The sequence below is a fragment of the Pseudarthrobacter sp. CC12 genome, assembly GCF_039907755.1.
Lineage (GTDB): Bacteria > Actinomycetota > Actinomycetes > Actinomycetales > Micrococcaceae > Arthrobacter > Arthrobacter niigatensis.
The window spans coordinates 14,065-35,734 of sequence record NZ_JARDJH010000029.1; the positions used below are offsets into that span (position 1 = coordinate 14,065).

General features: G+C 62.2%; 18 protein-coding genes and 2 pseudogenes. 12 read left to right on the top strand and 8 right to left on the bottom strand.

Annotated elements, in window-relative coordinates:
• Nucleotides 1-55: 55 nt before the first annotated feature.
• From PV772_RS17225 to PV772_RS17275, 11 genes are all read left to right on the top strand, one after another.
• Nucleotides 56-988, top strand: coding sequence for an NAD(P)-dependent oxidoreductase (locus tag PV772_RS17225; RefSeq protein WP_347886937.1), 933 nt, complete (start codon nucleotides 56-58; stop codon nucleotides 986-988).
• The gene (locus tag PV772_RS17230) at nucleotides 985-2,037 is read left to right on the top strand and encodes a Gfo/Idh/MocA family oxidoreductase (RefSeq protein ID WP_347886938.1); all 1,053 of its coding nucleotides are present in this window, start codon (nucleotides 985-987) and stop codon (nucleotides 2,035-2,037) included. Before PV772_RS17225 ends, PV772_RS17230 begins: the two co-directional genes overlap by 4 nt.
• The gene (gene iolG, locus PV772_RS17235) at nucleotides 2,027-3,040 is read left to right on the top strand and encodes an inositol 2-dehydrogenase (protein ID WP_347886939.1); all 1,014 of its coding nucleotides are present in this window, start codon (nucleotides 2,027-2,029) and stop codon (nucleotides 3,038-3,040) included. Before PV772_RS17230 ends, iolG begins: the two co-directional genes overlap by 11 nt.
• 2 nt (nucleotides 3,041-3,042) lie before the next feature.
• Nucleotides 3,043-3,828, top strand: coding sequence for an SDR family oxidoreductase (locus PV772_RS17240; RefSeq protein ID WP_347886940.1), 786 nt, complete (start codon nucleotides 3,043-3,045; stop codon nucleotides 3,826-3,828).
• Complete coding sequence (locus PV772_RS17245) at nucleotides 3,825-4,712, top strand: sugar phosphate isomerase/epimerase (RefSeq protein WP_347886941.1); 888 nt, start codon at nucleotides 3,825-3,827, stop codon at nucleotides 4,710-4,712. Before PV772_RS17240 ends, PV772_RS17245 begins: the two co-directional genes overlap by 4 nt.
• A complete protein-coding gene (locus PV772_RS17250) occupies nucleotides 4,709-5,737 on the top strand; it encodes a Gfo/Idh/MocA family oxidoreductase (protein WP_347886942.1) in 1,029 nt (342 codons plus the stop codon). The genes PV772_RS17245 and PV772_RS17250 overlap by 4 nt, the downstream gene beginning before the upstream one ends.
• A 2-nt stretch (nucleotides 5,738-5,739) precedes the next feature.
• The gene (locus PV772_RS17255) at nucleotides 5,740-7,233 is read left to right on the top strand and encodes a CoA-acylating methylmalonate-semialdehyde dehydrogenase (RefSeq protein WP_347886943.1); all 1,494 of its coding nucleotides are present in this window, start codon (nucleotides 5,740-5,742) and stop codon (nucleotides 7,231-7,233) included.
• A 678-nt stretch (nucleotides 7,234-7,911) separates the two neighbouring features.
• Nucleotides 7,912-9,393: a sugar porter family MFS transporter gene (locus tag PV772_RS17260; RefSeq protein WP_347886944.1), complete on the top strand. Its 1,482-nt coding sequence runs from the start codon at nucleotides 7,912-7,914 to the stop codon at nucleotides 9,391-9,393.
• A 521-nt stretch (nucleotides 9,394-9,914) separates the two neighbouring features.
• Nucleotides 9,915-12,302, top strand: a complete 2,388-nt coding sequence (ppsA, locus tag PV772_RS17265) for a phosphoenolpyruvate synthase (RefSeq protein WP_347886968.1) — start codon at nucleotides 9,915-9,917, stop codon at nucleotides 12,300-12,302.
• A 79-nt stretch (nucleotides 12,303-12,381) separates the two neighbouring features.
• A complete protein-coding gene (locus PV772_RS17270; protein ID WP_347886945.1) occupies nucleotides 12,382-12,561 on the top strand; it encodes a hypothetical protein in 180 nt (59 codons plus the stop codon).
• Nucleotides 12,562-12,639: 78 nt separating this feature from the next.
• Complete coding sequence (locus PV772_RS17275) at nucleotides 12,640-13,044, top strand: tautomerase family protein (protein ID WP_347886946.1); 405 nt, start codon at nucleotides 12,640-12,642, stop codon at nucleotides 13,042-13,044.
• Between the two features lie 487 nt (nucleotides 13,045-13,531).
• On the opposite strand, the pseudogene PV772_RS17280 reads toward PV772_RS17275, so the two are convergent.
• From PV772_RS17280 to PV772_RS17300, 5 genes and pseudogenes are all read right to left on the bottom strand, one after another.
• A pseudogene (locus tag PV772_RS17280) lies at nucleotides 13,532-14,275 on the bottom strand (IS256 family transposase); the annotation flags it as partial.
• An 18-nt stretch (nucleotides 14,276-14,293) separates the two neighbouring features.
• Entirely contained in the window at nucleotides 14,294-15,463 is a 1,170-nt protein-coding gene (locus tag PV772_RS17285; protein WP_347886947.1) for an IS30 family transposase, read from the bottom strand.
• A 50-nt stretch (nucleotides 15,464-15,513) separates the two neighbouring features.
• Nucleotides 15,514-16,026 (bottom strand): annotated as a pseudogene (locus tag PV772_RS17290) (transposase); the annotation flags it as partial.
• Nucleotides 16,027-16,169: 143 nt separating this feature from the next.
• Nucleotides 16,170-16,826, bottom strand: a complete 657-nt coding sequence (locus PV772_RS17295; RefSeq protein ID WP_141158698.1) for a flavin reductase family protein — start codon at nucleotides 16,824-16,826, stop codon at nucleotides 16,170-16,172.
• Complete coding sequence (locus PV772_RS17300; RefSeq protein ID WP_141158697.1) at nucleotides 16,823-18,265, bottom strand: cytosine permease; 1,443 nt, start codon at nucleotides 18,263-18,265, stop codon at nucleotides 16,823-16,825. Before PV772_RS17300 ends, PV772_RS17295 begins: the two co-directional genes overlap by 4 nt.
• A gap of 104 nt (nucleotides 18,266-18,369) precedes the next feature.
• Between PV772_RS17300 and PV772_RS17305 the strand changes: the two genes are divergently transcribed.
• Nucleotides 18,370-19,023, top strand: a complete 654-nt coding sequence (locus tag PV772_RS17305) for a GntR family transcriptional regulator (protein WP_141158696.1) — start codon at nucleotides 18,370-18,372, stop codon at nucleotides 19,021-19,023.
• On the opposite strand, the gene PV772_RS17310 is transcribed toward PV772_RS17305, so the two are convergent.
• The 3 genes from PV772_RS17310 to PV772_RS17320 are packed head-to-tail and all read right to left on the bottom strand — an operon-like array spanning nucleotide 18,962 to nucleotide 21,648.
• Nucleotides 18,962-19,531, bottom strand: a complete 570-nt coding sequence (locus PV772_RS17310; RefSeq protein WP_347886948.1) for a rhodanese-like domain-containing protein — start codon at nucleotides 19,529-19,531, stop codon at nucleotides 18,962-18,964. The genes PV772_RS17305 and PV772_RS17310 overlap by 62 nt on opposite strands.
• A 25-nt stretch (nucleotides 19,532-19,556) precedes the next feature.
• Nucleotides 19,557-20,534: a hypothetical protein gene (locus tag PV772_RS17315; RefSeq protein ID WP_246839883.1), complete on the bottom strand. Its 978-nt coding sequence runs from the start codon at nucleotides 20,532-20,534 to the stop codon at nucleotides 19,557-19,559.
• A 7-nt stretch (nucleotides 20,535-20,541) separates the two neighbouring features.
• A complete protein-coding gene (locus PV772_RS17320; RefSeq protein ID WP_141158694.1) occupies nucleotides 20,542-21,648 on the bottom strand; it encodes a RelA/SpoT domain-containing protein in 1,107 nt (368 codons plus the stop codon).
• Between the last annotated feature and the right edge of the window lie 22 nt (nucleotides 21,649-21,670).

The window sequence follows — 21,670 nt, forward strand, 5'->3', positions numbered from 1 at the left end:
CACCCCGCACGCCCCAACGGCAGAGCGGAGTGCACCCACATCTTCAAGGATGACGATGGCTCCCACAAGCACACCCCAAACAATCGTTGCCCTCGGCAGCGTTGAGACCGGACTGGTCGAACCTCTCCTGGCCCCGCACCAGCAGATGATTCACAACCCCACGGAGGACGACCTCGCCCGCGCGGACGCCGCAATCGTCCGCGCCGCCTACCGCGTGGACAAGGACCTCCTGGACCGTATGCCGGCCCTGAAGGTCATCGCCCGGACCGGAGTCGGCACCGACCTCGTTGATGTTGCTGAGGCCAGCCGCAGGGGAATTCCCGTGGTCATCACCCCCGGCAGCAACACCGCATCCGTAGCCGAAGGCGTCTTCGCCCACCTTCTGGCCTTGGTCAAGCGGCTCTCCACGCTGAAGGCCCTGATCAAGGACGACGCCTGGGAGAGCCGATCCTCCATCCCCGTCGGGGACCTTGACGGATTCACCCTGGGCATCATCGGCTACGGCCGGATTGGACGGCGGGTAGCGCACATCGCCGAAGCCTTCGACCTGAACGTCCTCGCCTTCGACCCCTACGCCGATGTCCCGACCGGCATCCGCTGCGAAACCGTGGAAGAACTGCTCGGCAAGAGCGACTTCGTCACCCTCCACGTTCCACTGACCCCCGAAAACCAGAACCTTCTCAACGCCAAACGCATCGCCCTGATGCGGCAGGGATCAATCCTGGTCAACTGCAGCCGCGGCGGCCTGGTGGACCTGGACGCAGCGCACGACGCCCTGCTCTCGGGGCAGCTGGGCGGGCTTGGCCTTGACGTCTTCGACCCGGAACCGCCGGCCCACCACGCCGTCTTTGACCAGGAAAACGTCGTCCTGACCCCGCACTTGATGGGCTTCACCCGCCAGGGCATGGTCAACACGGTCCGCGACGCGGCCAAGGGCGCCCTCGAGGTGCTGGCCGGACGCACCCCCGCAGCGGTGGCAGCGCCATGACCGTACGCATTGGCATCATCGGAGCGGGAGTCATGGGCGCGGACCACGCCCGGACCCTGCACGAAAGTGTCTCCGGAGTGGCGGTCACCGCAATAGCTGACCCGCTCATCGAACGGGCGCAGGCGGTCGCGGCAGCAACCGGGGCAAAGTGCTTCGCTTCGGCAGAGGAACTGATCGCATCCTCCTTCGTCGACGCCGTCCTGATCGCCTCGCATGACAGCGCCCACGCAGAGCAGGTCATCAACTGCCTCGAACACCGCAAACCGGTCCTGTGCGAAAAGCCCCTGGCACCGTCCATTAATGAATGCCAGGACCTGGTAGACCGCCAACGAGACATGGGCCGCAGCGTCCCGCTGATCTCCGTCGGCTTCATGCGCCGTTTCCACCCCGCCTACCAGGACCTCAAGGCCCGCGTCGAGGACGGCACCATCGGCCAGCCCTTGATGATGCTCAGCTCCCACCGCAATGTCCGGTCCTACCCGGATGCGACCTCAGCATCAACCATCACCAATTCGGCGATTCATGAAATCGACATCACCGCCTGGCTGCTCGATTCCGCCATCGAATCGGTCAGCTGGCACGCACCCAAAAGCACCAGCCAGGACCCGGGCAGACAGGACCCCCAGATCCTCCACCTGCGCACAGCCGATGGCGCCCTGACCGTCGTGGACGTCTTCCTCAACGCCAGGTACGGGTATGACGTGCGGTGTGAAGTCGTGGGTGAGTGGGGAACAGCAGAACTTGCCCGCCCCCGGCCGACCATCATCAACGGACAAATGACCGCATCAACCCAATACGCCGATGACTGGCGTCCTGTCTTCGCAGACGCCTACCGGCGCCAGTCACAGGCCTGGGTCGATTCGCTTATCTCGGGCCGCCGGTCACCGCTGGCCACCGCGGAAGACGCACTTCAGGCGATCCGTGCAGCCGAGGCACTCGTCGCTTCCATGGAAAGCGGCGGCGCCACCATCTCCATCAACCACAACCACACGGCAGCCACCATGTCTGCCACTGAACACAAGGAAAGGACCGTCACCAATGTGCGCTGACCGGCCACTCAAGGTTGCACTGTTCGGATCCGGCCGTATCGGACAGGTCCACGCCCGCAACATCGCGGCTCACCCCGACCTGGAGCTCGCCTGGATCGCTGACCCCTTCATCGAAGGAGCGAAGAAACTGGCCGCAGGCACGGGCGCCAAGGCCGTGCAAACGGCCGACGAGGTCTTCGAGAACAGCGACCTGGACCTCGTGATCATCGGATCACCGACTCCCACCCACGTGGACCTGATTACCAGGGCCATGGAAAGCGGCGTCGCCGCCCTGTGCGAAAAGCCCATCGATCTGGACATCGACCGGGTCCTTGCCTGCCGAGACAAAATCGCCGGCACTTCAGCTCCACTGATGCTGGGCTTCAACCGACGATTCGACCCGAACTTCGCTTCCATCCGCGCCCGCGTGGAAGCCGGAGAAATCGGCCGGTTGGAGCAGCTGACCATCATCAGCCGCGACCCCGCCCCCGCACCGGTGGACTACATCAAGAGCTCCGGCGGCATCTTCCGGGACATGAGCATTCACGACCTGGACATGGCCCGGTTCTTTGTTCCGGACATCATCGAAGTATCCGCCACAGGAGCCAATATCTTCTGCGACTACATCGAAGAAGCAGGCGACTTCGACTCCGTCGTCATCAGCCTGCGTGGCGCCGGCGGCGAACTGATCAGCATCACCAACTCCCGGCACAGCGCCTATGGCTACGACCAGCGGCTGGAGGCCTTCGGCAGCGAAGGCCTGCTCAACGCCGGCAACGTTGCCCCCACCACCGTGCGTAAGTACAGTGCGGCAGGTACCGAGGAATCGGACGCCTACCTGCCCTTCTTCCTCGAACGCTACGTCGATGCCTACCGCAACGAACTGGACAGCCTCGTCAAGGCGGTCCGCGGTGGAACCAGCTGCAGCCCGAACTTCGATGACGGCCTGCAGGCCCTCGTCCTGGCCAACGCCGCCGAAGAATCGGCACGGTCGGGACGGGCCGTGAAGGTAGGAAAGCAGTAGTCATGAACGCTCCACTGCTTGAAAACAAAGTCGTCCTCATCAGCGGCGGCACCCAGGGCCTGGGAGCAGGCATTGCCCGGCGGGCCGCTGCAGAAGGCGCAGCCGGCATCACCGTCACCGGCCGCAATGCCGAAGCCGGCGAAAAAATCGCAGCGGAACTGGAGGAATCCGGAACCCCCGCCCGCTTCATCAGGACCGACCTCGCTGACGTCGAACAGGCCAAGGCTTCCGTGCTGGAAACCATCTCCGCATTCGGAAGGATCGACTGCGCCGTTAACGCCGCAGGTCTAACCACCCGCGGAACCATGCTCGACACGACGCCCGAGTTGTTTGACGCCCACATCGCGATCAACCTCAAGTCGCCGTTCTTCATCATGTCCGAAACCATCAAGCACCTGCGCGAACGGGGTGCGCCCGGGAACATCGTCAACGTCATCTCCATCGCGGAACTGGGCGGACAACCGTACCTGGCACCCTATGTAGCGGCAAAGGCAGGACTGGCCGGCGCAACACGCAACGCCGCCCACGCCCACCGCTGGGACAAGATCCGGATCAACGGCCTGGACATCGGTTGGACCGCCACGGACGGTGAAGCCGAAACACAGCGGAAATTTCACGGAGCAGGCGAGGACTGGCTGGAGAAAGCCAACGCGTCCGTGCCCATGGGCAAGCTCGGTCAGGTCGACGAGATTGCCGAGTTTGTAGTTTTCCTCCTCTCCGACAGGAGCGGAGTAGTCACCGGCTCAGTCATCGACTGGGATCAAAACGTACTTGGAGGATCAGATTGAGCATCATCACCAGCCGCCTTGCCGCCGCCCCGATCTCCTGGGGTGTGTGCGAAGTCCCCGGATGGGGCTACCAGCTGGACGCCGACAAAGTGCTGTCCGAAATGACGGCGCTGGGCATCACTGCCACCGAATTCGGTCCCGCCGGTTTCCTTCCCGAGCAGCCGGCAGAACGGGCAGATGTTCTTAAGCGGCACAACCTTCAAGCGATCGGCGGCTTCTTCCCGATCCTGCTGCACGATCCCTCCAAGGACCCCCTCGCAGCAGTTTCAGCCGAACTTGACGCCTACGAGGCTGCCGGGGCAACCGTCATGGTGCTGGCAGCAGAGACCGGAGTCGACGGCTACGACCAGCGGCACGAACTCGACGCCGAAGGCTGGGAGCTGTTCGGACGCAACCTGGACGTCATCGTGAAAGCCGCAGCGGACAAAGGCATCCAGGCCGTTGTCCACCCCCACGTGGGCACCATGATCGAGACAACATCCGATGTCAACCGAGTCCTGAACGACACCCAGGCAAACCTCTGCCTCGACACCGGCCACCTCCTGATCGGCGGCACCGACCCTGGCCAGCTCGTCAGGGACTATGCAGCACGGGTCGGCCACACCCACCTCAAGGATGTCCGCAAGGCCGTCGCCAGCCGTGTCCAGGCAGGCGAAATCTCGTACACCGACGCGGTGAAGAACGGCATGTACGTTCCCCTGGGACAGGGCGATGTCGGCATCGACAGCATCGTCAAGAGTCTCCTCGACGGCGGTTACACCGGATGGTTCACCATGGAGCAGGACACCATCCTCGAAACGGAGCCCGCCGGGGACGGGCCGGTTGCTGATGTCCGCCAGTCGGTGGCGTTCCTGCGGGCTCTGGAAGCGGAGCTCACGCCATGAGCGCTGTCCGCTGGGGCATACTCACCACCGCAAGGATCGCCCAGGACAGGTTCCTGCCGGCCATGCGGAAGGCCCGCAACGCAGATGCATCAGCGATCAGCAGCCCCAATGGCAGGGCTGCCGAGGTCGCTGAGCGGTTTGGCATACCAGCGGTGTACACCTCCCACGAGGAGCTGCTGGCCGATCCCAATATTGAGGCTGTCTACCTACCCTTCCCCAACGGACTGCACGCCGAGTGGATCATTGCCGCTGCCGAAGCGGGCAAGGATGTCCTCTGCGAAAAGCCCTTGGTCGGAAGTCTGGAGGATTACACCCGCGCCGTCGATGCATGTGAGCGGAACAATGTCACGCTGATGGAAGCGTTCATGTACCGGTTCCACCCCCAGCACCAAAAGGTCCGCGAGTTCATCGACTCAGGGCGTATCGGGCAGATCGTATCCCTGCACACACGGTTCCACTTCGTCATGAACCGCACTCCTGGTGAGGTCCGCCTCCAAACGGGGCTTGAAGGCGGAGCCATCAACGACGTCGGATGCTACGCCATCGACATCATGAACATGGTCATGGGTCGGGCCCCCAGCACCGTCTACGCCAAAGGAACCAGCCCGACCGACCACGTGGAAACCACCGTCGCCGGCATCCTCGACTACGACGGCGTCATCGGCACCTTTGACTGCGGCTTCGAGGGGCCCCGCACCCACACGCTGCAGATCATTGGAACCGAGGGCCACATCACCTTGGACCGTGCCTTTGACCCCGACCCGGGAGAAACTGCGCGCGTCACCGTCTCATTCCGCGACGGACGCTCAGAAGTCTTCGACATCGTCGAAGACCAGTTCAAGGTCGAAATTGAAAGATTCAGCACCTGGGTGCGCAATTCCGGCCACGACGTAGTCCACCGCGAACTCACCGAACAAAACCTTGCCGTCAGGCTGGCGGCGCACGAATCGCTCGCCTCAGGCTTGCCCGCCCTCGTCCGGGCAGTAGAGCCCATCGAACACCACCGTTTACTACAGGAGCAGTAACAATGACCGTCATTAACCACTTCATCCGCGGAGAAGAGGCCGCAGGCACCGGCACCGCGACCAAGCCCGTCTACAACCCGGCTACCGGCGCCATCAGCGCTGAACTCCGTCTTGCCAGCCGCGAAGACCTGGACGCCACCGTCGCCATCGCCAAGGAAGCCGCGGCCACCTGGGGGGACATCTCCCTGGCCAAGCGCACCGCCGTCCTGTTCAAGTTCCGTGAACTGGTCGCCGCCCACGTCGACGAACTCGCGCAACTGATCACCGCCGAGCATGGCAAGGTCCTCTCCGACGCCAAGGGCGAGATCGGCCGGGGCCTGGAAGTTATTGAATACGCCTGCGGCATCCCCACCCTGCTCAAGGGCGACTACTCGGACCAGGTCTCCACCGGCATCGACGTCTTCTCCTTCCGTGAACCGATCGGCGTGGTCGCAGGCATCACCCCGTTCAACTTCCCCGTCATGGTGCCGCTGTGGATGGCCCCGATGGCCATCGCCACCGGCAACGCGTTCATCCTCAAGCCCTCCCACCGGGTGCCGTCCGCAGCCATGCTGCTCGCCAACCTCTTCAAGCAGGCCGGCTTGCCCGACGGCGTCTTCCAGGTCCTGCATGGAGACCGCGAAGTAGTCTCAGGTCTGCTCACCCACCCGGACATCGATGGAATCTCGTTCGTCGGCTCCACCCCGGTCGCCAAGCACATCAACGACGTCGCAACGGCACACGGCAAGCGTGTCCAGGCCCTCGGCGGGGCGAAGAACCACGCCATCGTGATGCCTGATGCCGACCTCGACAACGCGGCCGATCACCTCGCCGCCGCCGCGTTCGGTTCCGCCGGGCAGCGCTGCATGGCGATCTCCGTCGCCGTCGCCGTCGGCGACGCCGCCGACCTGCTCGTCAAGAAGGTTGAAGAGCGGGCACTGGACGTGCGCGTCAAGAACGGCACCGAACCTGACGCCGACATGGGACCCGTCATCAGCTCCGAGTCCAAGAACTTCATCGTCAAGACGATCACCGAAGCAGAGCAGGCAGGCGCTGCAATGGTCGTCGACGGTCGCGACCTTGTCGTGCCCGGCCATGAAGAAGGCTTCTGGGTCGGCCCCACCGTGATCGACCACGTCAAGACCGAAATGAGCGCCTACAAGGAGGAAATCTTCGGACCGGTGCTCGTTGTTGTCCGTGTCCAGGACCTGGAAGAGGGCATCAAGCTCATCAACGCCAACCCCTACGGCAACGGAACTGCGATCTTCACCTCCTCGGGTGCCGCGGCCCGCAAGTTCCAGCGTTCCGTAGATGTCGGCATGATCGGCATCAACGTCCCACTGCCCGTCCCGGTCGCCTACTACTCGTTCGGCGGTTGGAAAGCATCACTCTTCGGCGACAAGCACATCTACGGACCCGAAGGCGTCTCTTTCTACACCCGCGGAAAGGTCATCACCTCCCGCTGGCCCGAAGCAAGCCACGCCTCCGGCGCCTCCTACAACTTCCCATCCAACTAAAGGATAGGGATAGGCAGTCGTCCCGCCTCGCCGCCATGACGTGGGGAGGTTCTGCTGCTTCCAGCAGAACCTCCCGCGCTGCCCCAACACGTAGTCATGGACGCGGTCGGTAGGGCGAGTCCGACGGAGATTTCACGCATTCCTTCGGTCTTAGCCAGCGCCTCCTGCTTTCAGCCATGGAAGTCTTCGCAGGTGTATCGTCTCCCGTGATTTAACCGCTAACAGTGAAAATTCCGTGAGCCGGTGAATAGGTGCCGCCATGCCTGCAGAGTCGAAAAAGTGACTTCATGAGACAAGACGCACCTACGGCAGACAAGACAACTGGGGGCCGCTCCTGGCGGTTCGCGGGTAGACTCGCGGGCCGCTAGCCCGCGTGTTTGCGGCCACCCCTGTCCGTCGGCTGGCATGAGGAGCGGGAACGCCACCGCGGAAGGGCACGATTACAGCCCGGCCGCCCACTATGACGGAGTTCCTGGGAGCGCCAGGACATCCCCACATCCCCGAGGAAGGCTTGGGTTCTAAGCCTGCTTGCCAGCGGGGTCCTTTTCCAGACCACCACACCAGTAGCGGCCCACGCTCGCCGATCACAGTGCACCAAATTACCCACCGAGACGGTGAACCTCGTATCGAGACACCATTCGGCAGGGGGCAACCTGTTACACAGACAAAGGAGTCATCATGACCCAGACAGTGAGAGCAGCAGACGCCGCTCTGCCCGACCTCAAGCCCGGCCCGCATACGAGGCGCCTCGGGCTCATCTCGACCGTCGCTTGCCTGGGCGGCCTGCTTTTCGGTTACGACACGGGGGTAGCCAACGGCGCGGAGGGCCCCATGGCCCAAGACCTCGGCCTCGACCTTCTCCAGCTCGGACTCGTCATCGCATCGCTCTCGTTCGCCGCGGCGGCAGGCGCTTTAATCGGGGGCAAGGTTTCCGACGCGATCGGACGCCGCAGGACCATCATCGTCCTCGCCGTACTGTTCTTCATCGGCGTCGTCCTTGTCGTTTTCTCACCCGGCGGCGGCGGCAACTTCTCACCCATCGGATTCACCGCGCTACTTAGCGGGCGCATCGTGCTCGGCCTTGCGGTCGGTGGCGCTTCGACTGTGGTGCCCGTGTTCCTGGCCGAACTGGCCCCCTACGAGATCCGCGGTTCGATCACGGGTCGCAACGAGCTCGCAATTGTCTCCGGTCAACTCGCAGCCTTCGTCGTCAACGCCTCAATTGCAACGATCTTCGGCTCTGAAGGTCATGTATGGCGGGTCATGTTCGCCGTGTGTGCAATCCCCGCAGTGTTTCTTTTCTTCGGCATGCTGCGGATGCCCGAGTCACCACGCTGGCTCGTCGAAAACGGGCGCCGGCAAGAAGCACTGACAGTGCTCGAGGCAGTGCGGCCGCAGGACCGGGCCAGGGCCGAGCTCGAACAAGTCGAAATCCTCGCCCAGGAGGAGAGTGAAGGAAAGGTAGGCTTTCGCGCACTGGTAAGCAACAAATGGCTCGTACGCATTGTCGCCGTTGGCGCCGGCCTCAGCGTGATCCAGCAGCTCACGGGCATCAACTCGATCATGTACTTTGGTGCGCGCGTGCTCGAACAATCGGGAATGACACCCGAGCAGGCTGTCCTTGCAAACATTTCCTTCGGAGTCGTGGCAGTGGTCGGCGGCATCATCGCACTGCGGAACATGGACCGTATCGACAGGCGCAAGACGTTCCTCATCGGTCTCTCGCTTACGACAGCCTTCCACCTTCTCGTCGGAGCTGCGTCGATCATGCTTCCCGAGGGAAACCCGGCTCGTCCTTTCGTCGTGCTCGTGCTCGTGGTCGGTTTCGTGTTCTCCATGCAGAGCTTCCTGAACATCGCCGTGTGGGTCTGGCTTGCGGAGATCTTCCCTCTGCACATGCGCGGACTCGGGTTCGGCATTGCAGCCTTCTGCGGCTGGGCCATGGGCGGAGTTCTCGCACTGTTCGTGCCGACACTGATCTCCTCAGTAGGGATCACCGGAACATTCACCATGTTCTTCTTCATCGGCGTGGGAGCCATCCTGTTCGTGTGGCGACTAGTCCCAGAGACCCGTGGCCGCTCCCTAGAAGCTCTCGAGGAAGACGTTATCACCGGTGCAATCAACACCATCACGAAGAGCCAACGTAGCCACAGGCCCTAAAATCGACAACGGCCGCCCAGCGCGTCAAGGCGTCTGGTTGCTGCCACTCGGATGATGCCGACGTCCTAGCGGGAAAGACCGTCAAGACTCCCCGACTTCACCCGGACCGACATGCGCAGCCTCTGATGTGCCTCCTGGCTGCCCTCCCTTGCAGCGTCAGACTTGTCACCGGTCTTCGCCGCAGGAAAAGTTCGTTGCCGGACGGGGATATCGCGCAGTCAGTCGGGTCAAGCAGCTGTTGTCCTGTTTTTCTGCCTTCCTTCGCTCAAAGCGATGCGCGAGTGTCACGTTGGACCGTTCCATTGACTAATCGAACGGCCACGCTTTACTGTTGGACCGTTCCACCAGCTCTTTTCCGTGCCGTGCATTTGGTGGCCGGGCGTGCGGTACACCGCCGCTGCGTGGACACCTCGACGAGACGCTTTCGCCGCGAAATGTTCTCGGAACGCCAAGGGACACGGCCTGTAGCTACAGGCACCAGAGAATTTAGGGGCCTACACCCCCTGCAAGGGAGCAGAACTATGACGAATGAGATCCTGTGGTTTTCAGAGATCACCCTCAAAGACCTCGACAGCGTCGGCGGCAAGAACGCATCGCTGGGAGAGATGCTGAAAAACCTCGCGTCCTCTGGCGTCCGTGTTCCCGACGGCTTTGCAACGACCGCCGACGCCTACGGAAGGTTTCTTAGCGGCTCCGGGCTGGAAAAACGCATCGCGGACTGCCTTGCAGGCCTGGACGTTGAAGAGGTCACGGCGTTGGCCGCGGCAGGAAAAGCAATCCGTCAAATGATCCGTGAGACACCCTTCCCGGCGGACCTGGAAAACGCCATTCGTGGCGCCTATGATTCGCTTGTCGAGAAGCACGCCGCCTACCAGGGCCTGTCATGGGCAGTCCGTTCCAGCGCGACAGCCGAAGACCTTCCCGACGCCTCGTTCGCCGGGCAGCAGGAGACCTTTCTCAACGTCAGTGGCATCGAGAACATCCTTAAGGCCATCAAGGATGTCTTTGCCTCCCTGTTCAATGACCGTGCCATCGCATACCGCGTGCACCACCAGTTCCAACACGCAGACGTCGCCATCTCCGCCGGCGTTCAGCGAATGGTGCGTTCCGATGTCGGCGCCTCAGGCGTCATGTTCACGATGGACACCGAAACCGGCTTCAGTGACGCTGTGCTCATCACGTCCTCCTACGGCCTGGGCGAAGCAGTGGTCCAAGGTGCAGTGAACCCGGATGAGTTCTACGTTTACAAGCCCTCACTGCGCACCAGGCGGCCCGCCATTCTCAAGCGCGGACTGGGGGAGAAGGCCCTGAAGATGGTTTACACCGACCAGTCCAACGACGGCCAAACCATCAACCTGGTGCCCGTCTCTTCCGAGAAGCAAAGCCGGTTCAGCATCAGCGATGCTGACGTTGAACGCCTTGCCGTCTTTGCCTTGGCAATCGAGACCCACTACGGACGGCCCATGGACATCGAATGGGGCAAGGACGGCATTGATGGGCAGCTCTACATCCTGCAGGCCCGGCCCGAGACAGTGGAATCCCGAAAGTCTTCAGGACGTTTGAGCCGATACCGCCTCAACGAGTCCGGACCTGTCCTCTGCGAGGGTCGCGCCATCGGGCAGAGAATCGGTTCGGGCCCTGTCCGGATACTCGAGACGCTCGATCAAATGGAGCAGTTCAAACCGGGTGAGGTACTAGTCGCCGACATGACAGACCCCGACTGGGAACCGATCATGAAGCGCGCCAGCGCGATCGTGACCAATCGAGGCGGACGCACCTGCCATGCAGCGATCATCGCCCGGGAACTCGGAATACCCGCCGTCGTTGGCACAGGCGACGGCACGACAGCGCTGAAGGACGGCGTGGACGTCACTGTTTCCTGCGCGCAGGGAGAAGCCGGCTTCATCTACCAGGGCCTGCTCGATTTCGCAGTGCAAGAAACCGAGCTGACCAGGATGCCTGAGGTCCCGGTCAAGGTGATGATGAATGTCGGAACACCTGAACAGGCATTCAGTTTTGCTGCGCTACCTCACCACGGGGTCGGTCTTGCCCGTCTTGAGTTCATCATCAACCGCCAAATCGGTGTCCACCCCAAGGCCCTGCTCAACGTTGAAGAGCAGCCTGAATCCGTCCAACGGGAAATCTTCAAGCGCACGAGTGCCTACGACACCCCCAAGGATTTCTACGTTAAGCGCCTTGCAGAGGGTATCGCGACAATTGCCGCAGCCTTTGCCCCAGCTCCCGTCATCGTGCGCATGTCAGACTTCAAGTCCAACGAGTACGCCAACCTGATTGGTGGACGAGCCTTCGAGCCGCACGAGGAAAACCCGATGCTCGGCTTCCGAGGAGCCTCCAGGTACCTCGCGCCCTCTTTCCGGGACTGCTTCGATCTCGAATGCGAAGCCCTGAAGTACGTCCGCGACGAAATGGGTCTAAGGAACGTCAAGCTGATGGTGCCGTTTGTTCGCACCCTGACCGAAGCAGAAGGCGTCATCGGGCTGCTTGCCGAGAATGGGCTGCGGCGCGGGGAAAACGGGCTGGAAATCATCATGATGTGCGAACTGCCAGCCAACGCACTTCTGGCTCATGAATTCCTGGACCACTTTGATGGGTTCTCCATCGGTTCCAACGACATGACGCAACTGACTCTCGGACTGGACCGCGATTCAGCGATCATCGCCGGCAGCTTTGACGAGCGCGATGACGCTGTGAAGCGCTTGCTGACGATGGCCATAACCGCGTGCAAGGAACGCGGCAAGTACGTGGGGATCTGCGGTCAGGGGCCCAGCGACCACAGCGACTTCGCGGAATGGCTGGTCTCCGAGGGTATCGATTCTGTATCCCTAAACCCGGACACTGTCGTAGACACCTGGATCCGGTTGGCGCAAGGCATTCCTGCTTCGGCATAGCCAGCCCCGTCCCTGACAGTCCAGCGACAGCCTTCCCATCTTCCGCCCGGATAACCACTCACCTTAGAGGAGAGCCGGCATGAGCCACGATTCACCCAACGCCATCACCCAGAAAATCTGGGATCCCACTTCAGTCGAACAAACCCTTGATGCTTTGGTTCAACAAATTGCCACCCAAGCTGGGGTTCGGAAATCTGATGTCCTGGTCACCCTCAGCGGACCCCGGACCTTCACCATCTTCCACGAGGAGGCCCGGTAAGGAACCCGAAACAGCTGAGCGAACAGAGGCCGTAAAGCCTTAGTAAAAGGTCAATTCAAGACATGAAAGCGAGACGACATGCCCCTTGTTCGAATCGACGTCAATGAAGGACGCACGAAGGAGGAATTGCAGAACCTAAGCAAAGGCATACATGATGCCATCCTGGACGAATACGGCATCCCCGAGCGCGACTACTTCCACATCCTTACGGAACATCCAGCAGGTCAGATCTTTGCCCAGGATGCGGGGCTGGGCTTCGTACGTACAAGCGACGTAGTCATGATCCAGATATTCACACAGGGTGGACGAAGTCGAGAAGCTAAACAAGCACTTTTTGCGGCTGTAGCGGCGAAGCTGGGTCAGCTCGGCGTAGGCGGCGAAAACGTCTTCATCGGATACGTCGAGAACACCCCTGAAGACTGGTCCTTCGGCTTCGGCCGCGCGCAGTATGTAACAGGGGAACTCGACGTACCCAAAAAATAACCTCTCACGAAGCATTTCGACACTGCAGTACCCACAACCTGCGAAGGGCAAGGGGGTACTCATTCGAACCGGCTAAATAATGCACCCAGCACCCTGACCACCACGACACTCCAAGGCATAAATTGTCCACCAACATGCCCATCGCAGACTTTGTGGTGACGACACCCCAAGAACGCGATTATGAACTTTCCAGAGCCCTTACAACTGCGAGATTTAAGGCAGACATGAGCAGGACTCTCGGCATTCTGGTCACCCGGCACGACTTTTCGCGATTCTCGGTTTCACTCACGTCAGCGGTCCCATACGGCGCCATTCACGAACGCGATAATGCGCGGCGTCAGCCCGAACTTTAGCGACGCTTCCCCATAGAAATTAAAGCGCCGATAATGGATATTCTGTAAATCTGTACCGGCTGGGCCGAGCCGGGAGTAGTTTGTCCGATTGGGTGACGGGACTGTCCGATTTTCGGTGGATCCACGGTTGGCATTTAGTTGATTCTTCCGTCGAAAGTGATGGCGAAGGCGTTGAGCGCCGGCTTCCATCGTGTGGCCCATCGTGCCCTGCCTTTGCCTGTGGGGTCTAGTGCCCGGGTGGCGAGGCAGAGGCATTTCAGGGCCGCCTGCTCGGTGGGGAAATGGCCCCTGGCCCTGACCGCGCGCCGGTAGCGGGCGTTGACGGATTCGATGGCGTTGGTGCTGCAGATGACCCGCCGGATTTCGACGTCGTAGTCCAGGAACGGCACGAACTCGCTCCAGGCGTTCTCCCACAGCCGGGTGATCGCGGGGTACTGGCGGCCCCACTTGCCCGAGAACTCGACGAAGCGGTCCTTAGCCCCAGCCTCGGACGGGGCCGTGTAGACCGGGCGCAGGTCGCGTGACATTTCGTCCCAGTACTGCCGGGCGGCATAGCGGAAGGTGTTGCGGATCAGGTGCACGATGCAGGTCTGAACGACGGCCCGCTCCCAGACCGTGTTGATGGCCTCGGGCAGGCCCTTGAGCCCGTCGCAGACAGTGATGCAGACATCCTCGACGCCGCGGTTCTTGATCTCGGTCAGCACGGAGAGCCAGAACTTAGCCCCTTCGCCGCCGTCCCCGGCCCACAACCCGAGAATGTCGCGTTCGCCGCTGACGCTGACACCGATGGCGACGTAGACTGGCCGGTTCGTGACCTGCCCGTCGCGGACCTTGACGTGAATCGCGTCGATGAACATCACCGGGTAGACCGGGCGGTTTCCAGCCATCGTTGCGAATTAGGTGGTTTGGAGCTGGTGTTTCCATCGTGCCATGAGTTGATATGGGGTGCGGTCATTTAGGCATTCCCGTGGCCGGCTGTTTAGTTCGATGCTGACTTTGCGTAGCCGTTCATCGGTTATCAGACCCAGATCGGTTCCCTTGGGAAAGTACTGGCGCAGCAGGCCGTTTGTGTTTTCGTTCGTCCCTCGTTGCCACGGGGAGTGCGGATCGGCGAAGTAGATACGCAGTCCCGTCTCGCGCTCTATTCGTTCATGATGGAACATCTCGTTGCCCTGATCCCAGGTCAGTGTGCCCCGGAGAGCTTTCGGAAGCATCGTGAACGCCTGGATGAGAGCATCACCGACAATCTGGGCTGTCCGCCCGCCCCGGATCGGGACGAGGAGAGTGAGCCTGGACTTGCGTTCGACGAGCGTGGCAATGGCTGAACGCTGACCGGTGCCTATGATGAGGTCGCCTTCCCAGTGCCCTACTCGGGTGCGAGTCTCTACGACTGTTGGGCGGTGGCTAATCGGCTTCATGTTGGTGGACTGTTTCAGTGCCCCTTCACGGGTCCTGCCGCGCCCACGTTTATGCCGGTACGTCCGGCCAGTGCGAAGGGTGAGGCTGTCCTGCGCGGTGATGAGGCCACGGTAGACGGCTTCGTAGATGGTCTCGGCGCAGACATGCCAGGAGCGGCGCTTAGGCCAGCGGCGTTTGAGCCAGCGGCTGATCTGGGCTGGTGACCAATGCTGATCAAGTTTACCGGCCACGACGTCCCTGAGCGCCTCATTGAGGGCGAGGCGGCGTTCTCTGGCCCTGAGCCGGCGTTGATGGGCTTGGCCGTGGGCGTACCAGGGCTGGTAGCGGCCATTGGGCTTTCGGTTGCGTGCGATCTCCCGGTAAATGCTTTGATAGCTTTTTCCGATGCGGGCAGCGATCGCTTTTACTGGCTCGCCGCCGGCAAGACCGTCTGCAATTTCGATCCGGTCATCCTGAGTCAAGTATCGGCGACTAATCGGCTTGTCTACAAAGTCCACGCTGCCAGCGTCGATGAACCACAGCGAGCCACAGCTCAGCGACACGCCGACCTGAGACGAGGCAGCAGAGCCACTGAGCCCCTGCCGGATCAACTCAAAATATTGACGCTTGACTTCAGGTGGCATCTTGTTCGCGGCGTACCTGGGCATTGGAATCCTTCAAAATCAGGATTCGCAACGACCGTTAGACACTGCCCCGGGTCCAGGGGCCGGTTCTGCCACTCGGTCATCTCCCCGATGACCTTTTCCGTGATGCGCGAGATGGTGTCTTTGGAGACCCTAGCGCCGAACACCTCTGCGAAGTGGGCCGCGATTTCCCCGGTTGTGAGCCCCTTAGCGCTCAACGACAACACGATCTCGTCAACACCGGTCAGCCGGCGTTGCCGCTTGCGCACGATCTGCGGATCGAAGGTCGAGCCGGTGTCCCGCGGCACATCGATCTCCACAGGCCCGATCTCGGTCAGCACGGTTTTGGTGCGGGTGCCGTTGCGGGAGTTCCCGCTCCCGCGTCCGGACACGTCGTGTTTTTCGTATCCGAGGTGTTCGTCCATTTCCGCTTCTAGCGCGGTCTCCAGGACGTTCTTTGTGAGCCGGTTCAACAGGCCGCCCGGGCCGACGAGGTCGATGCCCTGTTCCTTGGCCTGGGCCAGGAGCTGCTGCGCTAACTCTTGCTGATCCACATCAGTCGCCATGGGATCCATGGTGTCGCTCATGATCAGTCCTCCCCGCCAGGCAACGCCCGGCGTGTCAGGCCAACTGTGGATCCACCGTTATTCAGACAGTCCCTGGGTGACTTCCGCTGTGTAGCCGAAGACCCTGCAGGGGGAGTGCAGGGTCTTCGGGATCGCGGGGTTTGTTAGGCGGGTTGGCCGGCGAGGCCGTATGCCTCGTCGTCGGACGCTTGGGGGATTTTCATCTCGAAGGTCTCTGTGATGGAGGTGTAGTCGTGGTATCCCATTCGGGCCAGGGGCCGGATTTTCGGGATGTCGAGTCGGCCGTCGGGGGTGAGGACTTCGTCGTTGATGTGGATCCGTTCGACCTGTGCGAAGACGATGTCGATGGTCCCGACGTTGGAGTTGCCAGTCATTCTGTGTGTTGAGAGGTACTTGCATTCGAAATGAACGGGGCTCTCGGCAACCATGGGTGTGGGGGAGAGCTCGGCGTATCGCTTGCTGATGCCGGCGCGGTCGAACTCGTTTTCCTCGAAAGGCAGTGCCATGGCACTGATGTTGACGGCCTCACGGAGGTCGTAGGTGGCCATGTTCCAGACGAACCAGCCGGTCTGCTCCGCGTTGAGGACGGTGTCTTTCCGCCGCCCGTCCGGGTATTGGTTGGCGGAGAACATGACCATGGGCGGGTCGAAGGTCAGGTTCTGCCACTGGCTGTAAGGGGCCAGGTTTTCCACGCCGTCCGGGCTGATGCTGGAGAGCCAGCCGATGGGTCGGGGAACGGTGCAGCTCTTGAAGGGCGAGTAGGGGAGGGGGCTGCGCTCGAGCGCGGGGTCGTATTTCACAAGGTCTCCTCAGAGGTGATGGTTGCCGTTGCGGGGACAGCGGTCCCATGCGGCTTTCCTGAAATTGATTCAAAGGTCCTGGCGCGGTTTCGGACGGCGCGGGAGGTGGCGTAGTACAGGCCGCCTGCGACGACGAGGCCAATGAGCCAGGCTACTTCTGCGCCTCCGAGCAGGTTGGCGATGGGGCCGACGTAGAGCGAGCTGTTCATGAACGGGATTTGGATGAGCACTCCGACGGCGTATGCCAGGAAGGCGCCTTTGTTGAAACGGCCGTATTCGCCGTTTCGGAGGAAGAGTTGGGCGATGCTGTAGCGCTCCTTGCGGACCCAGTAGTAGTCGACGAGATTGATGGCCGACCAGGGGGTCATGAAGTAGAGCAGGAACAACAGAAAGTTAGTGAAGTTGGTCAGGAAGTTGTTGGTGGCCGCCAACGCGATGGCCAGTGAAACGACCGAGATCGCTATGACGTAGAGCGAGCGTTGACGGGGGCTGACCCGGTCTTGGCCGGTGAGGCTGGTGATGATCGTGGCGAGTGACATGTAGCCGCCGTAGGAGCTGAGGGTGTTGCCGGTGAGCTTGCCCAGGATCACGGCGAGCAGGACCAGCGGCCAGATGGCGCCGCCGAGCCCGGCGAGGTAGCCGACCTGGTCGTGACCGAAGGCTTTGCCGCCCAGGGCCGCGGCGAGAGCGCCCAGGGTCATGGCCAGGGAGCCGCCCAGGACGCTGCCCAGGAAGGTCCAGCCGATCGTGGCGCGCTTGGGGGTGTCCTCGGGTAGATACCTCGAGTAGTCCGCAATATACGGTCCGAAGGTCAGCTGCCATGAGGCCGAGAGGGAGATGCCCAGGACGAACGCGGCCCCATCGAACGCGTTGGTCTCCACGACTGGGCCGATGTTCCCGTCGGCGATGATGCGGACGAGGAGGATGACGAACACGACGGCACTCAGGACGGCGGCAATGTGCGAAAACTTGTGGATGTAGCGGTAGCCGATGATGGCCAGTGTCGCCGACATGAGTGCGAAGACCATGGCGCCCACCTGCGGCGGGACGTGGAGCAGGGTGCCGATCGCCTGGCCGCCAAGGACCAGGCCCGTGGCGTAGAAGCCGACGTAAATCATCAGGGCCAGGACCAGCGGCAGGATCGCCCCGAAGTAGCCGAATTGCGCCCGGCTCTGGATCATCTGTGGCACACCGAGTTTGGGGCCCTGGGCGGAGTGCAGGGCGGTGAAAAACCCGCCTACCGCGTTGCCCAGGATGATGGCCGGGATCGACCAGAGAGCGCTGTTGCCCAAGATGACAAACAGGGCACCTGTTACGACTGCGGTGATGGATGTGTTGGCAGCGAACCATACGAAGAGCAGGCTCCTGGGCTTGCCGTGGCGCTCTTCAGGTGGGATGTAGTCGATGGAACGCCGTTCGACGGTAAGGGTCTTCGCCATTGCAGACCTCAATTCTGTTGAAAGTGGGAAGGGGGGGTGAAGCCAGTCACACCAGTATGCGACCGATATACCGGTTGTGCAAGGGGTTCGGCTAGAGTGGGAGCATGATGCAGCAGGGAAAAGCCGCCCAAGCCTACGAGGAGATTGAACGCCTCATCGTCTTCCAGGAACTTACTCCCGGCTCACTTGTCTCCGAGGCGGTCCTGATGGAGAAGACCGGCCTGGGCCGGACCCCGGTGCGGGAGGCCCTGCAGCAGTTGGCCCGGAACCGGCTCGTGGAGATCCACCCCAACAAAGGCGTACTCGTCCCACCCGCCTCAGTAGAAGCCCAGTTAAGGATGCTCGAACTCCGGCGGGTACTCGAAGCCCTGGCGGTGCGTCTGGCCTGTGAAGCCGCAACCAACCTTGAGCGCAACGCAATGCAGGAAATGGTTCAGCTGCTCGAGGCAGACCGCTTCACGCTCAGGCAGTACCTGGACACAGTCAAGGAAACCCACCAGATGATCGTCGCCGCGAGCCATAACGAATACCTCGCCGACGCCATGGCCCCCCTCCAAGGACTCTCGCGCCGATTCTGGATCACCCACGTCCGGGACGAACAAGCCGAAATCAGCCAGGGATCACGCCTACACGCCCAAATCCTCCGCGCCATCCTCAACCGCGAAACAGAGGACGCCGAAAAAGCAAGCCATGCCCTCAACGACTACCTCGTAGAGTTCGCCTACCGAACTGTGCGCGCACGCGTGGAAAGCCGCTAGCCAGCACCAGCCAGTTCGGGAGCCAGAGGAAAACGCCCACTACCGACACTGGGAAAACAACCCCTTTTGCTGTCACTCCCTCGACTCTTTTAGAGAGCCGATAATTGACGTTTCGTAAAGCTGCGGAACTAGTCGGACTTCCGCAGCGCCGCCCAGGCCTGGAAGCCGCCGATGAGGTCTGTCGCCGGGTCAGGCCCAGCCGTTGCAGGGTGGGCGCAGCGAGGCTGGAACTGTAGCCCTCTTTGCACACCACCACGATCCGACGGTCAGGGTCGCCTGCGATTGGGAGCCGGTGGGGACTTGACGGATCCAGCCGCCATTCAAGAACGTTTCGGTCAATGACCACTGCTCCCTGAAGGTCACCGTCGCGCTCCCGCTGATCGACCGGCCTAGTTTCCATAACAAGGGCACCGTCGGCCATCTCCCGCCCCAGATCAGAAGCGTGGACACGGTCAAGCCCGACGCGGCTCTCCGCCAGCATCCGGTCAATGGCAGGCATCTCGTTCATGTCGTTCCCTTCCAACAGATGCCCTTCACTGAAACCCGACGCCACTTAGCCCAAGCAGGTTAAGTACATCTTTCAGCATCGCCAGTGCGGCCCCGGCAGGGCTGGAGCGGCCGCCCTGCACCGTGAGGTCGCCAGCCTCGGGGCAGCTGAAGACCATTGCCTTCTCCGGGCCGGCGACGTGGAAAAGCGGATCCGTGGGCGCCACGGCTTCCAAGCGAACGGTAACTACCATCGGCCGCTCAAGGGACGCGCGCGCCACGGCGCGGAGGCGGAGTCCCTGCCGGGCGGCGGCCAGAGCCAGGGCCGGCGCCCGCTGATCGATCGGTTCCGCCTCTACCGCAATCCGGGCAACGTCCCAGTCCCACAGCAGCCCAGCAATAAGCCGAACCTTCGTGGCCGCGTCCTTCCCGGACAGATCCGCGGACGGGTCCGCCTCTGCAATACCGCGCCGCTGGGCCTCCAGCACCGCAGCGTCAAGCCCAATACCTGCGGCCAGCTGGTCCAAAACGAACATTGACGTCCCGTTCGGGCAGGCCCGCACCGCAGTGCAGCCCATCCCGTTCAGCGCCACGCGGGCAAGGTCCGCCGTGGGCAGCGCCGCCCCGGTTGCTCCCGAAATCCGGATCCGGCTGTCGCCTTCAGCAGCGGCCTGCTCAAGCTCGCGCCAGTTGCTGAGGACGTGGCTCTTCGTCGCCGTGACCACATCCACGCCGCTCCGCAGGGCAGCCAGCGTCTCCTGCAACGCCCGGCCGTGAGCTTCGGGCGAAGACGGCAGAGCTTGGACCAGAACAGCGGCACCAGTGCTGGCCAGCGTCTCCCCAAGAGGACGGAGAGGCCCCCAGGAAGAACGTTCGGGCACCCCGGAGCCGGGCGAAAGGACCACCTGAGAAGCATGCCCCCTGATGGCAGCGATCCGCAGCCCGGAATCCTGGCCCAAAACGGCATCCCCGAAGGCACGGCCCACGGCACCGAAGCCGGACAGTACCAGCCGCACGCGTTCCACCAACGCCCTACTTCTTCGTCATCCTGTACCGCTCAATCTGCCGCAGCCGCCGCAGGAGGCTGTCCCGCCGCGGGTGCGGGACGGCGTCGGGCTCTTCCGCCGTGAGGTCGATGTGCTTGGTGCCGTACTGCCAGAGGAGGAGGTCGTCCAGGAGCCGGTCCGGGCCGGGGGAGTAGCGGTGGTCCAGGGCCCTGCGGACCTCCGTGATCTGGTTGGCGCTGAGCAGCCCGGCCAGCTGCATGGTCTGGTTGAGCCCGTGCGCGGCGAGGAGCTCGGCAGCCCAGCCCCAGTCATCGTCCACCTTGCGGTCCACGTGCGGAAGCAGGGTCCGCCATACATCCCGGATACGGTTCGGCGTCAGCGGGGCCGCGCCCTCACCGTCCATGTCCCAGTAACCGCGGACCTCCTCGTAGTTTTCGTGAAGGTCAGAGAAGGCGGTTTCCACTGTTTCCAGCATGGCGGCGGTGGCGGTGAACTGCCGGTCGAAGTGCGGCGTCCAGGCGCGGGGGTCCTCGGCCTTGAACCGGATATCGTGCTCAATCTCGCTCCACGCGTGCGCGAAGATGGTGCGGATCTGGCACTCGAAGAAGTAGCTGCCGTTGGGCTGCAGATCCGGGTTGAAAACCTGCTGGTACTCCTTGACGGCTTCATTCTGGATGGTGCGCAGGATCAGGTGCCGGCTGGAGTACCCGTAGGTTCCTGACTCGATGGAACCGATGTCCTTTTCCCGGTCGCCGCGGCAGTCGAAAAGCTGCCGCTGGCGCTTGATGATGTTGGCCACCGCAGCATTCTCCGCCGGCAGCTTGGTGATCACCCGGATGCCCACCATGTCATTGAGCGTCCGGAAGGGGTCCGGAAATTTCAGGAGCCTCCGCCCACCCGGTTCCAGTGGCTCCTCGGTGCGCGAGATTTTCTCCTTGAAGGACTCTACGGTCTTGGTGCGGCCGGTAACGAACAGCGGCGTGACCTCGCTGCCCTTCAGCATGTCACGCAAAACCAGCAGGACATCGCGGGTAACCAGCTTCAGGGCAGGCCGGACGCGCTCATAGATCTCCACGTTGTGCTGCACCGACTCACGCAGCGGTGCGTCCAGACTTTCCCAGTTACTCGGCATGGTCCCAGCTTACGGCCGGGGT